This window comes from Saccharothrix sp. NPDC042600, from assembly GCF_040647305.1.
Taxonomy (GTDB): Bacteria; Actinomycetota; Actinomycetes; order Mycobacteriales; family Pseudonocardiaceae; genus Actinosynnema; species Actinosynnema mutabilis.
The window spans coordinates 165948-180725 of the sequence record NZ_JBEZBW010000003.1 but is presented as its reverse complement, the minus strand read 5'-3'; the positions used below and the strand labels follow the sequence as shown (position 1 = coordinate 180725).

Below are 14778 nucleotides of genomic sequence, written 5' to 3'. Positions count from 1 at the left end.
GTGAAGGAAATGGGTTGCGTCACGTCTCAGGACGGCACTCGCATCGCTTACAGCACAACGGGTTCCGGCCCGGCGCTGATCATTGTGGACGGCGCGCTGTGCCACCGCGCGTTCGGCCCTGCCACCCAGCTCGCCCAGGCCCTGGCGCCGCACTTCACCGTCTACACCTACGACCGCCGCGGGCGGGGCGAGAGCGGGAACACCGCGCCCTACGACGTGGCCCGCGAGGTCGAGGACATCGCGGCGCTGGTCGAACAGGCCGGCGGGAAGGCGCACCTGTTCGGCATGTCGTCCGGCGGCACGCTCGTCGCCGAGGCCGTGCACCGGGGTGTTCCCGTCGCGCGGTACGCGATCTACGAGTCCCCGATGGTGGTGGACGGCACGCACGCCCCGATGCCCGCCGACCTGCCGGACCGGGTGCGGCGCGCGGTGGCGGAGGACCGGCGGTCCGACGCGGTGAAGATGTTCATGGACTACGTGGGCACGCCGAAGGTCGTCACGACGATCATGCGCGTCACGCCGCCGTGGAAGAAGCTCAAGGCCGTCGCCCACACCCTGCCGCACGACTTCGCGCTGGTGGGCGAGCTCCAGCGCGGCGAGAAGCCGCCGGCCGACCGGTGGTCCGGCGCGCAGGCCCCCGGCCTGGTCATCGCGGGCGGCAAGAGCCCCGAGTACATGCGCAACTCCCAGGCGGTGCTCGCCGAGACCCTGCCCGCCGCCGAGCTGACCGTGCTCCCCGGGCAGACCCACATGGTCAAGGCGAAGGTCACCGCACCGGTGCTGGTGGACTTCTTCGGCCGCTGAAGGCGAAGGGAGCGCCGTGTCGCACGCAGCGACACGGCGCTTTCGAGCCCCCTCTGACGTGCTTCTACGACTTGCGGGCCACCGCGCCCGCGATGCAGTACGACACCGCGTCCAGCTCCTTCAAACGCGGGCCGTCCGGCCACCAGTCGGCGCAGATCACCAGACCCGGGTCCACCAGCTCCAGGCCGTTGAACATGCCGAGCAGCTCGTCGCGGGTGGCGAAGCGGCCGGAACCCATGGGGGAGTGCAGGAACGTCTCCTCCATGCGGCGGGCGATCGCCGAGTGCTCCTCGGTCTGCGGGTCCAGGAAGTGGCTGATCGCCACGTACGAACCGGTCGGCAGCGCCTCGATGTACTCGGCCATGATCTCGGCCGGCGTGGGCGACTCGCCGTTGTAGTGGTGCAGGGTGCCCAGCTGGAACAGGGCCAGGGGCTGGTCGAAGTCGATGTGGCGGCGCACGACCTCGTCGTTGAGGATCTCCTGCGGCTTGAAGATGTTCGCCGCGGAGAAGTGGGTCTGGTCGTTCTCCTCCAGCAGCGCCCGGCCGTGGGCCAGCACCACCGGGTCGTTGTCCACGTACACGACCCGGGCGTCGGGTTGGATCCGTTGCGCCACTTGGTGTGTGTTCTCCGCGGTGGGCAGGCCGGAGCCGCAGTCGAGGAACTGCGTGACGCCGGTCTGGCTCGCGATGAACCGGGTGACCCGGATCAGGAACGAGCGGTTGTCCACGGCCAGCGTCTTCGCCTCGGGGGCCACGCGCTCGACCCGGCGCAACACTTCCCGGTCGATCTCGTAGTTGTCCTTGCCGTCGAGGAAGGCGTCGTAGACCCTGGCGATGCTGGCCTTGCTGGTGTCGATGTAGGTGGGGATGGCGGTGTCCGAAGACGTGCCCGGCATTGGTGACCTCGCATGAGTGGTTCGAGGGGGCGGCGGTTGTGCACCGCGTCACAGTCCGACGAGCGTAGAAGTATGCGCCCTTTGCGGGAGTGAGCGGTGTGCGGCGGACGGGGGAAGATCGTGGGTGTACGTTCGGTGACGATGCGAGTTGACCCCTGTCGGACGCAACCGCTGTTCGGGTGGCGGGGGTTCGCACGACAGGGCGCGGTCGGGAGGATCAGGTATGCGCACCGGTGACTCCGAGAACTCGGCGGCCGAGCGGGAGAGCGGTCCCACCGCCCTGCGGATCGTGCTCGGCTCGCAGCTGCGGCGGCTGCGCGAGGCCGCCGAGATCACGCGGGCCGACGCGGGCTACGCGATCCGCGGCTCCGAGTCGAAGATCAGCCGGATGGAGCTGGGCCGGGTCGGGCTGAAGGAGCGCGACGTCGCCGACCTGCTGACCATGTACGGGATGACCGACGAGGACGCGCGGGACAAGTTCCTCGCGATGGTCCGCCGGTCCAACGAGCCCGGCTGGTGGCACCGCTACAACGACCTGATGCCCGACTGGTTCCAGGACTACGTGGGCCTGGAGGAGGCGGCGACCCGCATCCTGACCTACGAGACGCACTTCGTCCCGGGCCTGCTGCAGACCGAGGCCTACGCGATGGCGATCGCCAGCAACGGCCGTCCCGACCTGGCCGGACCCGAGGTCAGACGGCGGGTCGCCCTGCGCATGCAGCGGCAGAAGATCATGTTCCGGCCGAGCGCGCCGCGGCTGTGGGCGATCATCGACGAATCCGTGTTGCATCGCCCGATCGGAGGCCGCGATGTCCTGCTCGCTCAGATCGAGCATTTGCTCTCCGTGACCAAGGACTCGCCCATCACTCTTCAGATTGTTCCCTTTCCGTTGAGCGGTTACGCAGCGGAAGGACCATTCACGATGCTCCGTTTCGGTGAGCCGGATCTGCCGGACATCGTCTACCTCGAACACCTCTCCGGTGCCCTCTACCTGGACAAACAGGAAGAACTGGAGCTCTACAGCCGTCGTTTCGACCGCCTGACGGTGGACGCGGAGACGCCGGACCGAAGCCGACAGATGCTCATGAAGTTCCGAGCGGCCCTGTAGCGACTCCTCCGTCCGGGCGAGATTCGGCCTCTGCATCTGCACGTGCATTTACCCGTGCTTCACGCAGTGCTACGGTCCGTGCACAGTCAAATGCACGTGCAGATGCACTCCGTCGTCGTTGGGTAGGTGGTGTCGATGGCCGGCAAGGCTCACAACGGCATGTCCGCTGCGGCTTTGCGGGACGTGACCTGGCGGAAGAGCGCACGCAGCGGCCAGTACGGCAACTGCGTCGAAGTAGCGGTGCTGGACGGCGGCGACGTCGCGGTCCGCAACTCCCGGTTCCCGGACGGTCCCGCGTTGGTCTACACCAGGGCGGAGATGGCGGCCTTCGTGGCCGGTGCCAGGGACGGGGAGTTCGATGACCTCGTCGACTGACGCGCGCACCACGCTCCAACTGCGTCAGCTCATCGCGCGCGGGTTCCAGTTCCTGCACCCGCGCGACGCGCGCGGTGAGCTGGCCGCCGTGGTCGGTGTCCGCGCGCACGACGCCGTCATCGACGTCGTCCGGTTGCACACGGAGGACGACGCGGTGGCCATGCGGATGCCGGCGGACGAGGTGAACGTCCTGGCGCCGTCCCGGTTCTCCTGGCGCAGGCGCGGTCCGGCGACGAGCGTGCTGGAGGAGCTGCTCGAACTGCCCGACGACCGCATCGCCTGAGGTCAAGCTCCCCGTTCGCGCCGAACGGGACAGGGGCGGGCACGTGGCCCCTCCACGACGAACCTGACCTGGAGACGCAGCGGGAACCGGCTCCGCGCCCTTGTCGGTTCCGTGACGCTCGAAGCGGAACTCCGTGTTCGTCACGGTCTGACGCGGAGGTCGGCGCCCACTCGGCCTCCGCGTCAACCTGAACGCCTCAGCGGGACGCCAGTCCCCGCAACACGACCTCCAGCCCGCGCGCGAACCCGTCGTCCACTTCGGACGCCGCCCGCGCGGTCTCGGCCAGCAGCGGGAACTCCGACTTCCCGGCCAGCGCGGCGGTCCCCGGCCCGGACAGCGGCCCCAGGTGCTCCAGTTGCACCGCGCCGATGAGGTAGCCGAGCAGGCACCGCAGGGCCACCACCCGCCGCGGCCCTTCGAACCCGTTGGCGGCCAACACCCCCAGCACCGACTCCGACCACCGGCTGAGCGCGGGCGAGCGGTGCCGGTGGGTCATCGTCAGGACGACCGCGTTCGGGTGCGCTGCGACCGCCTGCCGCACGCGTCCCACCAACGCGGTGATCTGGTCGAGCCACGGCGCTTCCGGCGGCTCGACGTCCACTGTGGACAGGATGAGGTCGACGACGAGCGCTTCCAGCTCGGTCTTCTCCCGCACGTACCGGTAGAGGGACATCGTGCCCATGCCCAGCTCCTGCGCGACCGCGCGCATGGACAGGGCGGGCAGCCCGTCGCGGTCCACCACGGCGAGCGCGGCGGCGGCGAGGGCTTCCGGGGTGAGCGACTTCGGTCGTGGCATGGCGCTTGACAGCGTACGGCATACGCTCATAACGTCGTAGGCGTACACCACACGCTTATCCGAGGGGGACGACCGTGATCACGACCCGCGAGTGGGAGGCCGTGCTGGGCGGCCCGGTCCGGGTGCCCGACCCGAACCGCCTGGTGCACCTGCAGTTCCGCCGGTTCGCCGGCTGTCCCGTGTGCAACCTGCACCTGCGGACGATCGTCACCCGGCACGACGAGATCGAGGCCCGCGGCATCGCCGAGGTGGTCGTCTTCCACTCGCCCGCGGACGAGCTCCGGCGGCACGTGGCGGACTTCCCGTTCGCGGTGGTCGCCGACCCGGACAAGCGCCTCTACGTGGAGTTCGGCGTGGAGGCGGCCCCGCGGTCCGTGCTGGACCCGCGGGCGTGGGGCGCGATCGTCCGCGGGCTCGTCCGCGACCTGGGGCCCTTCCTGCGCGGCCGGCGACCGCTGCCCACGGGGTCGGGCGGGCGGTTGGGGCTGCCCGCCGACTTCCTCATCGCGCCGGACGGCCGGGTCGTCGCGGAGAAGCGGGGTGTCCACGCGTACGACCAGTGGACGGTGGACGAACTGCTCGTCGCCGCGGACCGGTTCGCCTAGGCGGGTTGTCCACAGGCTTGTCCACACCTGTGGATCGGTCGAACACGCGTTCGAACGGCCCGGCGCCCCGGGCCGGTCGGTCAGGCGCTGACCTTCAGGCTGTAGCCCGCGAAGCCCGACTGGCAGTAGTAGGAGTCCCACACCCCGCCGGACGTGCCGTTGTCGCCGGCGAACTTGCAGTTCGCGAGCGTGTCGAAGGTGTTGATGTAGACGTCGCTGAACGAGCCGCCGGTCGCGTCCACCAGCACGCTGTAGCCGGCCACCCCGTTGCGGCACTCGTAGCCCGAGAAGACGCCGCCGGCCACGCCGTTGTCCCCGCTGAACGTGCAGTGCGCGTTCGTCCCCGTGTAGAGGTACACCGAGCTGCTCGGGGCCGCCTGGGCCGCACCCGCGGTGAGCGCGAGAGCGGCCGCGGCACCGGCCGCCGCCGTGGTGAGAACGCGCGCGAAATTCTTCATGTCGATTGCTCCAGAATGTCGGATTCGACTACCCCCGGTGCCATGTCCCGGCACCTCGACCGACGTTAACAGCCGATTACTAAATGCGCTCTCAGCATTTTTCTCGACTGTGAAAACCTCACTTCGGTAGCAGGTCAGGGCTGGTGCAACCCGGCTGGTGGGGCCCGTTGGCGCGATGCGGTGGTGAGCTGGGACACACCGGTCGGTAACAGAATTGGGCGGGTCTCGGTGGAGTATTCGGAAACGGCGTTCGACCGCATCTCCTACAGCTGCTCGCAGTACCGCTCACCCGCGACCGCGAGGGCCGCGGGTGAGGGTCCTTCGCTTTCTCGAAGCGTCCTACAACCACACCCGGAACCGGGCGTGGAGCGTCGTCGGCGACGCGGGCGCGGTGGTGTTGTGCGTCCGCGCGCCGCCGTCCGACCAGCTCCACCACCGGTAGACCAGGTGCAGCTCGCCCAGGATCTGCGGCGAGGGCGCGCTGATCGAGTTGACCGACCCGACGATCACCGTGCGGGTGAACGGCGTCCGCTGGGTCCGGCTGCCGACCGTCAGCTCCGCGTTCGACGGCGTCGAGGTGAAGCTCAGCACCACCGTGACCGGGTCGAGCCGGACCTTCCGGGCGGCCGACCGGCCGGCGGAGTCGGTCGCGGTCAGGGTCAGCTCCAGGTGCGACGGGTACTCGTGGTCGGGCGCGACGAACGCGCCGGACGCCCCGGTGGTCTCCTGCACCACGTGCTCGTGGCACGTGCCGGCGGTCGCGCAGTGCTGGATGCTCAGCTTCCACCGCAGGCTCCCGCCGGACAGGGTCCCGTCCTGCGGGTCGGTGGCGCGGCCGGCGAAGGCGACCGTGTCGCCGACGGCCCACCGGAGCAGCGAGGTCGGCGCGTCGATGGTCGGCACGGGGTCCTGGCCGTCGACGGTCACGGTGACCGCGGCGGTGGCGGACGCCCCGGCGGGGTCGGTGACCCTGAGCCCCACGACGGTGGTCCCGTGGAAGACGTGCGTCGGCGCGGCGGCGGTCGAGTCGTCGTACGCGCCGTCGCCGTCGAGGTCCCACGCGTGGGTCAGCGGGTCGCCGTCCGGGTCGCTGGACGCGCGCCCGTCGAGCTGGACCGACAGCGGCGCGAGCCCGCTGGACGGAGTGGCGCGGGCGACCGCGGCGGGCGCGCGGTTCCCGCCGGACGGGTGGCTCACCCGGCGCACCTGGCCCGCGCCCAGCGCCACGTAGAACAGGTCGCCGCCGGGGCCGGTCAGCAATTGCACCGGCACGTCCACGCCGGTCACGAAGGGCACGACCTTCGCCGGGTCGGGGACGCCGTTCGTCGTCTTCATCGCCCACACGCAGCCGCGCGAGCTGTCGGCGAAGAACAGCGCCCCGTCGTACTCGGCGGGGTAGTTCCCGTCGCCCTCGAAGGCGATGCCGCCGATGGACGACCCGCCGGTCGGGCACCGGTCGCCCGGCACGACCTCCGCCGAGTGGTGGTAGGCGTGGTGCGGTGGGGTGTGGCCGCCGCCGGCGTAGAGCGACTCGCACAGCGCCAGGTCGGCGCTGTCGTAACCGGGTTGCCGCGCGGCGCCCTCGAAGCACGGCCAGCCGAAGTTCTCCACGACCGGGTCGTCGGGGTCGGCGATGCGGTTGACCTCCTCCCAGTCGCCCCAGCCGACGTCGCCGACCCAGATCTCCTCGGTGCCGGGCCGGAAGGCGAAGCGGAACTGGTTGCGCAGGCCGTGCGCGATGGTCCGGCGCGCGTTGGCGTCGGGGTGGGCGGCCAGGGGGTTGCCGGGCAGGGCCGCGCCGGTGTCGGGGTCGACGCGGACGATCGCGCCGGAGAGGGTCACCGGTTCGCCGGCGGGCCGGCGCGGGGACTGCGAGCGCAGCGCGCCGCCGCGCGCGGTCGGCGCCGTGAGGTCGGCGCCGGCCGGGCCGGGCGGGTCGGCGCACGGGTTGCCGACCTGGCCGTGGTCGGCGAAGGAGAAGCTCGCGCCGTCACCGCCGCCGACGTAGAGCGCGCCGTCCGGGCCGAACGCGACGGTGCCGATCGAGTGGCTCGGGTACTGCTGGCACCAGTCGGTGAGCAGCGGTTCTTCGGCGACGGAGACGCCGGAGGGGCCCTTGGTCAGACGGGAGACGCGGCCGGTGACTACGCAGCCGCGCTCCATCGGGCCGGGCGGGGTCGGGCAGGCGTCGCCCCAGCGCGGCGCGGCGCCACCGGGTTCGGCGTCGTGGGTGTAGGCCACGTAGACGTACGGGCGGGCCGGGTACGCGGGGTCCACGGCCAGGCCGAGCAGGCCCCGGTCCCAGAAGTCCTGGGTCTGCGCGCGGAGGTCGGCGAAGACGGTGGCGGTCGGGTCGGCGAGCGAGTCGAACACCTTGACCAGGCCGCTCTTCTCGGCGACGAACACGGTGCCGTCGGGGGCGAACGCGGCGGCGGTCGGGGCGGTGAGGCCGCCGATCGCGAGGGTGTCGGTGAAGCCGTCGGGCACGGCGGCGCGGGCGGGTGGCCCGACGGCGACCAGGCAGGCGGCGCCGAGGGTCGGGACGAGGGCGGCGGCGGTGCGTCTGAGGCGGAGTGCGGACATGGGCGGCGGACCCTTCGTAACTCGTACGAGTGAGGCTCGGAAGGGTCACACGTCCCATGATCGACCACTTGGAGTTGGGCGCGTGTCGCCCGTTCACCCGGTCGGTCACCCTCGTTCGGAGCAGTTCCGCAGGGTCGCCGGCCGTGTCATGGTGAACGGTGATTGGTCTGGACCTTCGTCCCTCCCTGTCACCGGGGCCGGGTCCACCCCCTGCGAGAGGAATCGCCACATGCGCGGCACGACCGTGTTACCCGGGACGCCCTGCCAGGTCCAGAACGGCGGTGAGCTGCCCATGCACCGGCTGGAGGTGCCGGTGCTCAACGCCCTGCCGTTCGCCATCGGCACGTTCGACGCCATCGGCCCGATGTCGCGGGCGACGTTCCCGCACCGCCACACCTTCCACGAGATCGTCTACGTCACCGGCGGCACCGGGACGCACGTGGTGGACCTGGCGCGGTGGGAGCTCCGGCCGCCCCACCTGTGCGTCATCGCCCCCGGCCAGGTGCACCACTGGGACGCCCGGGACCTGTCCGGCCACGTCGTCCTGTTCACCGACGACTTCCTGCTCGACCACCCCGGCGACCGCGAGTTGCTGCGCCGGCTGTCCGAACGCCCCTGGCTGACCCTCGACGGGCCCACCCACGCCCGGATGGGCCGGCTGATCGCCGAGATGGACGAGGAGTACCGGGCCGGCGCGCGCGGCGTCGAGTCCGTGCTGCGGGCGTTGCTGCACGTCCTGGTGGTGCGGGGGGCCCGGCTGCCGCAGACCGCGTCCGCCGTGCCGCCCGCCCGGCCCGGCGCCGTCGCCGAGGAGTTCGCCCGCCTCGCCGCGCGGCCCGACCTCGGGCTGTGGTCGGTGAGCGCCTACGCCGAGCGGATCGGCGTCACCCCCGGCTACCTGACCGAGGCGGTCAAGGCCGCGACCGGCCGCACGCCCTCGCAACTGGTGCGCGAGGCCCGCGCCGGCGAGGCCAAGCGGCTGCTCGCCCGGACGGACCTGACCGTGCGGCAGATCGCCGGACGCGTCGGGTTCGGCGACCCGGCCTACTTCTGCCGCTTCTTCCGGCGCGAGACCGGCGTGAGCCCGGGCGACTTCCGCCGGCGCGGCGACGTCCGGGCGGTGCGGCGTTCACAGTGATGGCCGCCCGCGAGATACACCACGACCAACAGGTCCAGTCCATCGTCGCCCACCACCGCGCCTCCATAGGTTCGAGATGAATTCCCGAGCCATCCCCACGAGGAGCAGGCATGGACACGCCTATGGACGGCGACCGCCCCACCGAGGGCGCCCTCCAGGACGAGACCGGATCCCGCCACGTCAGCCGCCGACCCGTGCTGCGCGCGGCCATCGCCGCGGGCGTCGCGGTGCCCGCCGCGCTGATGGGCGTGCCCGCGCTGGCCCGCACCGTCCCGAGCACCGGCGGCACGCTGGAGCTGACCCCGGAGTGCGACGACGGCGACGACCCGACCCCGCCGCAGACCGAGGGCCCGTACTTCAAGCCCAACTCGCCGCGCCGCACGTCGCTGGTCGACGCCGGCACCGTCGGCACGCGCCTGACCGTCAGCGGGTACGTCTTCGGCCTGGCGTGCGTCCCGATCGCCAACGCCCTGCTGGACTTCTGGCAGTGCGACAACAACGGCGTCTACGACAACACGGGCTTCCGCTTCCGCGGCCACCAGTTCACCGGCCCGGACGGCAAGTTCACGTTGCAGACCATCGTCCCGGGCCTGTACCCGGGGCGCACGCGGCACATCCACGTGAAGGTGCAGAACCCCGGCGGTCGGATCCTGACCACGCAGCTCTACTTCCCGAACGAGCCGCGCAACAACACGGACACGATCTTCGACCCGCGCCTGCTGATGACGGTGCGCAACGTCGGCACCGGCCGCGAGGGCCTGTACGACTTCGTGCTCAACGTGCCGCAGAACCCGACCACCTCGCCCACGGGCCCGACGACGACCACCACCACCCAGCCGGGCGGCACGACGTGGACGGTCGGCACCACGTACACGACGGGGGCGCGCGTCACCTACGGCGGGACGGGCTACGTGTGCCTGCAAACCCACACCGCCCAACCGGGCTGGGAACCACCGACCACGCCCGCCCTCTGGCGCGCCGGCTGAGTCCCCGAGAATTGCGGACGAGCCCGGGCCGAAGGCCCCTGGACACCCCAGGGGCCTTCGGTGTATCCGCAGATCCTCCATAATGGACTGTTCGGGTGCCGATCGCCTTGACCCGTAACGGATGCTCCTTTTCTCCGATGCTCAGCGCATACGTCAGTCGGAGTGCAGGAGTCGTCATGGTGGAGAGAGCATTAGGCCGGTACCGCGTTGCCACGGGCGTGTTCGGCGTCCTGTTGTTGGTCACCACGGCGTGCGGCGCGAGCGCCAAGCCCGGCGCGCCCGACCTGGTGACCGCCACGACCACGCCGACCACCACGTCGACCACGACGAGCACCACGACCACCACGACGACGACCACCACGACCACGACCACGACAGTCGCGCCGCCCCCGCCGCCCGCACCCCAGCCGCAGGTCACGCAGCCGCCGGCGCCCAAGCCGACCACCCAGGCCCCGCCGCCTCCCGCGCAGGGGTGCGACCCGAACTACAGCGGCTGCGTGCCCATCGCGAGCGACGTGGACTGCGCCGGCGGCAGCGGCAACGGTCCCGCCTACGTGCGCGGACCGGTCCGGGTCATCGGTGACGACATCTACGACCTCGACCGCGACGGTGACGGCATCGCGTGCGAGTGACACCCCGGTGGGCAGAATCGGCGCATGCGGTTCGGGATCCTGGGGCCACTGGAAGTGTGGACGGACGCCGGTGAGGTGGTCGTGGTCGGTGGGCCGAAGACTCGGGCCCTGCTGACCGCGCTCCTGCTCGACGTCGGACGCGTGGTGGACTTCCCCGGCGAGAGCGCCAACGCCGTGCAGGCCCGGGTGTCGCGGTTGCGGCGCGGGCTGCCGGACGGGCTGATCGGGTTCACCGGTGGCGGGTACCGGATCGTGGTCGAGCCCGACGACGTGGACGTGCACCGGTTCGAGCGGCTCGCCGCGGCAGGGCGGCGGTTGCTCGGGGCCGGTGCGCCGGAGCGGGCCGCGGGGGTGTTGCGGGAGGCGCTCGGGTTGTGGCGCGGGCCGGCGTTGGTGGACCTGCCGGGCGCGCGGGCGTGGGTCGCGCGGCTGGAGGAGGCCCGGCTCGCCGCGACCGAGGACCTCGTCGAGGCCGAACTGGCGACCTCGGGCACGTCGGTCGGGCGGCTGCGCGAGCTGGTGGACGCGCACCCGTTCCGCGAGCGGTCGCGGGGCCAGCTCATGCGGGCCCTGCACGACGACGGGCGCACCGCCGACGCCCTGGCCGAGTTCGACCGCGCCCGCCGGCTGCTGCGCGACGAACTGGGCGTGGACCCGTCCGACGAGCTGTCCGCCGTGCACCTGGCGCTGCTGCGCGCCGAACGGCCGCCCCGCCGCGGGCTCGCCGCCCAGCTCACCCGGATCGTCGGCCGGGACGACGAGCTGGCGCGGCTGGCCGTCCCCGCCCGCCTCGCCACCGTCACCGGTCCCGGCGGCATCGGCAAGACGCGGCTCGCCGTCGAGGCGGCCGGGCGGTGGGCGCGGGACGTGTGCTTCGTCGACCTGTCGCCCCTGACCGACGGCACGCGGGTGCCGCACGCGGTCCTCGGCGCGCTCGGCGTGCGGGAGCCCGGGTTCGCCCGGACCGACCCGGTGGACCGGCTGCTCGCCGAGCTGCGCGACCAGGACACCGTGCTGCTGCTGGACAACTGCGAGCAGGTGCTGGACGCCGTCGCCGACCTGGTCCGGCGGCTGCTCGCGGCGTGCCCCCGGCTGGCCGTGCTGGCCACCAGCCGCGAGCCGCTCGGGTTGACCGGTGAGCTGCTGGTGCCGCTGGAGCCGTTGCCCGAGGGACCGGCGGTGGCGTTGTTCGCCGAGCGGGCCGCCGCCGTGCGGCCGGGGTTCGCGGCCGGGCCGGAGGTCGCGCGGGTGTGCCGGCTGCTGGACGGGCTGCCGCTGGCGATCGAGCTGGCGGCGGTGCGGCTGCGCCAGTTCGACGTCGCGGAGCTGGCCGCCCAGCTGGCGAACCGGGAGCACTTCCGGCTGCTGTCGCGGGGCGACCGGACGGCGGCGGAGCGGCACCGGACGCTGCGCGCGGTCGTCGACTGGAGCTGGCACCTGCTGCGCCCGGACGAGCAGGCCCTGGCGCGGCGGTTCGCCGTGTTCACCGGTGGCGCGACGGCGGACGCGGTGGCGGCGGTGTGCGGGTCGGCCGACGCCCTGGCCGACCTGGTGGACCGGTCGCTGCTGCGGGTCCGGGCCGGCCGCTACCGGATGCTCGACACGATCCTGTTGTATTGCGGGGAACAACTGACCGAGTCGCACGAAGAACCGGAGCTGCGGCACGCGCACGCCCTCCACTTCCTCGACCTGGTCCAGCGGGCCGACCCGGACCTGCGGCGCGCGGGGCAGCTGGACCGGCTGGCCGAGCTGTCCGCCGAGCACGACAACCTGGTGGCCGCCCTGCGCTGGTCCGCCCGCCACGACCGGCCGACGGCGATGCGCCTGGTGACCGCGGCGGCGGCGTACTGGTGGCTGAGCGGGCGGCGCGACGAGGTCGCCGAGGTCGCGGCGACGCTGCTGGACGACGTCCCGGACGGGCTGGAGGAGGAGTACGTCAGCTGCGTGGCGCACGCCGGCTCCCAGGCGACCGAGGAGCACCGCGCGCGGGCGACCGAGGTGCTGCGCTCCCTCGACCGGCCGTTGCGGCACCCGTTCGGCGCGGCGGTGTGGGCGATGACCCGCGGCCCCGGCCCGCGCCTGCCCACGCTGCTGCTGCACGACGACCCGTGGAACACCGCCCTGGAACGGTTGGGCGAGGCGCTGGTCGAGCTGCTCGACGGGCGCCCGGCGGCCGGCGAGCGGTCCCTGGCCGACGTGCTGGCGCGCTTCCGGCGGCTGGGCGAGCGCTGGGGCGCCGCGCAGGCGTTGGACTGGCTGGCGTTCGCGGCCGGCCGGCGGGGCGAGTGGGCGCGGGCGCACGAGCTGTGGCGGGAGGCGTTGGAGCTGCTGGCCGCGTTGGGCGCGCGGCTGGAGTCCGCGGACGTGCTCGGCCGGCGCGCCGAGTGCCTGGTGCGGCAGGGGGAGTGGGCGGCGGCCGAGGCCGACTACCGGCGGGCGGCGGAGCTGAGCGCCCGGCCGGACGCGCCGGCGGTGGACCTCGGGCTGGCCCGGCTGGCACGGCTGCGGGGCGACGTCGCCGAGGCTCGTCGCCTGGTGGACCGGGCCGTGGCGGCGGTGGCCGCGGGTGACCCGGCGGCGGTGCTGCTGCGCTCCGACATCACCACGGAGGCCGCGCGGCTGGCCGAGCCGGACGAAGCGCCGCGGCTGCACCGGAAGGCGTTGGACAGCGTCACCGCGAGCGGGGTCGCCGACGCCGTCGAAGGACTGGCCGGCGCGGTGGACGACGGCGAGCGGGCGGCGTTCCTGCTGGGCACGGCGGTCGCGCTGCGCGGTGTGGCGGTGGTCGGGGACCCGGACGTGGCGCGGGCCGTCGAACGGGCGCGCGCCGCCGTCGGGCCGGACGCCTTCGCCGAGGCGTACGCGCGGGGCGCGGGGCAGTCCCGGGAGCAGGCGCTGACGGCGCTGTCAGCGGACCGGCGGTGACCTGTCAGCGCCCGCCAGCACGCTGACCACCATGAAGAACGTGCTCATCTCCGGCGCCGGCATCGCGGGCCCAGCCCTCGCCCACTGGCTCGCCCTGGCCGGCTGCGCCGTCACCGTCGTGGAACGCGCCCCCGCGCCCCGACCCGGCGGCCAAGCCGTCGACTTCAAGGGCGCGACCCACCTCAAGGTGTTGTCCCGCATGGGAATCCTCGACGACGTCCGCCGCCGCCAGACCGGCGGGACCGACCAGACGATCATCGACGCCGAGGGTCGCGCCCTGGCCACGATCCCCCGCGAGTTCACCGGCGGCACGGTCGAGATCCTCCGCGGCGACCTGGCCGCCCTGCTGCACGGCCACACCGCCGACCGCGCCGAGTACGTCTTCGGCGACACCGCCACGTCCCTGACCCAGACCGACGACGGCGTCCACGTGACGTTCCGCCACGCCGCCCCGCGCACGTTCGACCTGGTGGTGGGCGCGGACGGCATCCACTCGACGGTCCGGCGACTGGCCTTCGGGCCGGAGGCGGAGTTCGTCGACTTCCTCGGCCACCACTACGCCCTGGCCGACATCGACCTGGACACCGAGCCGGTGATGTTCAACGAACCCGGCCGCATGGTGGCGGTCGGCGGCCCGAAGTCCCCGGCGTTCTTCGTGTTCGCCTCGCCTGAACTCGACTTCGACCGCTACGACGTCGAGCAGCAACGGCGGATCGTCGCCGACGCCTACCGGGGCGGCGGCTGGCGCGTCCCCGAGCTGGTCGAACGCCTGCCGCACGCCCGGAACCTGTACCTGGACAGCATCAGCCGCGTCCACGTGCCGACGTACTCGACCGGTCGCGTGGTGCTGCTCGGCGACTCGGCGTGCGGCAACACGTTGGGCGGCTTCGGCAGCGGCCTGGCCGTGGTCGGCGCGTACGTGCTGGCGGGCGAGCTGGTCGCGGCGCGCGGCGACCACACGCGGGCGTTCGCGCGGTACGAGTCCCTCATGCGGGGTTACGCGAAGGTGGCGGCGAAGGCCAACGCGGGACCGTTCCTGGCCCCGCCCACGCGTCGGCGGATCGCCCTGCGCAACGCGGTGTTCCGGTCGCGGGTGCTGGTGAAGCTGCTGCTGAAGTCCACGGACTGGTTCGCCACGGACATCGACCTGCCGGACTACGCCTTCACCGGCACCCGCTCGTGACCGG

The 14778-nt window shown here is 72.7% G+C and carries 14 protein-coding genes; 10 read left to right on the top strand and 4 right to left on the bottom strand.

The features are described 5' to 3' along the window. Nucleotides 1-9 precede the first annotated feature (9 nt). Nucleotides 10-804: an alpha/beta hydrolase gene (locus AB0A74_RS04205; RefSeq protein ID WP_358247421.1), complete on the top strand. Its 795-nt coding sequence runs from the start codon at nt 10-12 to the stop codon at nt 802-804. 64 nt (nt 805-868) lie between these two features. On the opposite strand, the gene AB0A74_RS04200 is transcribed toward AB0A74_RS04205, so the two are convergent. Beyond that, nucleotides 869-1702, bottom strand: coding sequence for an SAM-dependent methyltransferase (locus AB0A74_RS04200; RefSeq protein ID WP_358247420.1), 834 nt, complete (start codon nt 1700-1702; stop codon nt 869-871). Nucleotides 1703-1925: 223 nt separating this feature from the next. Between AB0A74_RS04200 and AB0A74_RS04195 the strand changes: the two genes are divergently transcribed. The 3 genes from AB0A74_RS04195 to AB0A74_RS04185 all read left to right on the top strand — a co-directional run bounded on the left by AB0A74_RS04195 (nt 1926) and on the right by AB0A74_RS04185 (nt 3468). Next, nucleotides 1926-2810, top strand: coding sequence for a helix-turn-helix transcriptional regulator (locus AB0A74_RS04195; RefSeq protein ID WP_358247419.1), 885 nt, complete (start codon nt 1926-1928; stop codon nt 2808-2810). A 135-nt stretch (nt 2811-2945) separates the two neighbouring features. Further along, nucleotides 2946-3185 carry a DUF397 domain-containing protein gene (locus AB0A74_RS04190; RefSeq protein ID WP_337723708.1) on the top strand — a complete coding sequence of 80 codons (240 nt, stop codon included), beginning with the start codon at nt 2946-2948 and terminating at the stop codon, nt 3183-3185. After that, entirely contained in the window at nt 3169-3468 is a 300-nt protein-coding gene (locus tag AB0A74_RS04185; RefSeq protein WP_358247418.1) for a hypothetical protein, read from the top strand. Before AB0A74_RS04190 ends, AB0A74_RS04185 begins: the two co-directional genes overlap by 17 nt. A 196-nt stretch (nt 3469-3664) precedes the next feature. On the opposite strand, the gene AB0A74_RS04180 is transcribed toward AB0A74_RS04185, so the two are convergent. After that, a complete protein-coding gene (locus AB0A74_RS04180; RefSeq protein WP_358247417.1) occupies nt 3665-4264 on the bottom strand; it encodes a TetR/AcrR family transcriptional regulator C-terminal domain-containing protein in 600 nt (199 codons plus the stop codon). Between the two features lie 74 nt (nt 4265-4338). On the opposite strand from AB0A74_RS04180, the gene AB0A74_RS04175 reads away from it, so the two are divergent. Continuing rightward, nucleotides 4339-4869: a peroxiredoxin-like family protein gene (locus AB0A74_RS04175; RefSeq protein ID WP_358247416.1), complete on the top strand. Its 531-nt coding sequence runs from the start codon at nt 4339-4341 to the stop codon at nt 4867-4869. 80 nt (nt 4870-4949) lie between these two features. Here the strand turns inward: AB0A74_RS04175 and AB0A74_RS04170 are convergent, their stop codons facing one another. Both AB0A74_RS04170 and AB0A74_RS04165 read right to left on the bottom strand, forming a co-directional pair. Next, complete coding sequence (locus AB0A74_RS04170; protein ID WP_358247415.1) at nt 4950-5327, bottom strand: hypothetical protein; 378 nt, start codon at nt 5325-5327, stop codon at nt 4950-4952. A 339-nt stretch (nt 5328-5666) separates the two neighbouring features. Further along, nucleotides 5667-7910 (bottom strand): PQQ-dependent sugar dehydrogenase, encoded by a 2244-nt coding sequence (locus tag AB0A74_RS04165; RefSeq protein ID WP_358247414.1) that lies wholly within the window; start codon nt 7908-7910, stop codon nt 5667-5669. Nucleotides 7911-8139: 229 nt separating this feature from the next. Here AB0A74_RS04165 and AB0A74_RS04160 point away from each other — a divergent pair, with 229 nt between their 5' ends. The 5 genes from AB0A74_RS04160 to AB0A74_RS04140 all read left to right on the top strand — a co-directional run bounded on the left by AB0A74_RS04160 (nt 8140) and on the right by AB0A74_RS04140 (nt 14774). Continuing rightward, a complete protein-coding gene (locus AB0A74_RS04160) occupies nt 8140-9048 on the top strand; it encodes a helix-turn-helix domain-containing protein (RefSeq protein WP_358247413.1) in 909 nt (302 codons plus the stop codon). A gap of 122 nt (nt 9049-9170) precedes the next feature. Beyond that, entirely contained in the window at nt 9171-10034 is an 864-nt protein-coding gene (locus AB0A74_RS04155) for a carbohydrate-binding protein (RefSeq protein WP_358247523.1), read from the top strand. Nucleotides 10035-10210: 176 nt separating this feature from the next. Then, nucleotides 10211-10666 (top strand): hypothetical protein, encoded by a 456-nt coding sequence (locus tag AB0A74_RS04150; RefSeq protein ID WP_358247412.1) that lies wholly within the window; start codon nt 10211-10213, stop codon nt 10664-10666. Nucleotides 10667-10690: 24 nt separating this feature from the next. Then, a complete protein-coding gene (locus AB0A74_RS04145) occupies nt 10691-13591 on the top strand; it encodes a BTAD domain-containing putative transcriptional regulator (protein WP_358247411.1) in 2901 nt (966 codons plus the stop codon). A gap of 31 nt (nt 13592-13622) precedes the next feature. Then, nucleotides 13623-14774 carry an FAD-dependent monooxygenase gene (locus tag AB0A74_RS04140; RefSeq protein WP_358247410.1) on the top strand — a complete coding sequence of 384 codons (1152 nt, stop codon included), beginning with the start codon at nt 13623-13625 and terminating at the stop codon, nt 14772-14774. Nucleotides 14775-14778 lie beyond the last annotated feature (4 nt).

Coding starts and splice junctions, on each gene's coding strand:
- AB0A74_RS04205 (WP_358247421.1), top strand. CDS start 10: ATGGGTTGCGTCACGTCTCAGGACGGCACTCGCATCGCTTACAGCACA.
- AB0A74_RS04200 (WP_358247420.1), bottom strand. CDS start 1,702: ATGCCGGGCACGTCTTCGGACACCGCCATCCCCACCTACATCGACACC.
- AB0A74_RS04195 (WP_358247419.1), top strand. CDS start 1,926: ATGCGCACCGGTGACTCCGAGAACTCGGCGGCCGAGCGGGAGAGCGGT.
- AB0A74_RS04190 (WP_337723708.1), top strand. CDS start 2,946: ATGGCCGGCAAGGCTCACAACGGCATGTCCGCTGCGGCTTTGCGGGAC.
- AB0A74_RS04185 (WP_358247418.1), top strand. CDS start 3,169: ATGACCTCGTCGACTGACGCGCGCACCACGCTCCAACTGCGTCAGCTC.
- AB0A74_RS04180 (WP_358247417.1), bottom strand. CDS start 4,264: ATGCCACGACCGAAGTCGCTCACCCCGGAAGCCCTCGCCGCCGCCGCG.
- AB0A74_RS04170 (WP_358247415.1), bottom strand. CDS start 5,327: ATGAAGAATTTCGCGCGCGTTCTCACCACGGCGGCGGCCGGTGCCGCG.
- AB0A74_RS04165 (WP_358247414.1), bottom strand. CDS start 7,910: ATGTCCGCACTCCGCCTCAGACGCACCGCCGCCGCCCTCGTCCCGACC.
- AB0A74_RS04160 (WP_358247413.1), top strand. CDS start 8,140: ATGCGCGGCACGACCGTGTTACCCGGGACGCCCTGCCAGGTCCAGAAC.
- AB0A74_RS04155 (WP_358247523.1), top strand. CDS start 9,171: ATGGACGGCGACCGCCCCACCGAGGGCGCCCTCCAGGACGAGACCGGA.
- AB0A74_RS04150 (WP_358247412.1), top strand. CDS start 10,211: ATGGTGGAGAGAGCATTAGGCCGGTACCGCGTTGCCACGGGCGTGTTC.
- AB0A74_RS04145 (WP_358247411.1), top strand. CDS start 10,691: ATGCGGTTCGGGATCCTGGGGCCACTGGAAGTGTGGACGGACGCCGGT.
- AB0A74_RS04140 (WP_358247410.1), top strand. CDS start 13,623: ATGAAGAACGTGCTCATCTCCGGCGCCGGCATCGCGGGCCCAGCCCTC.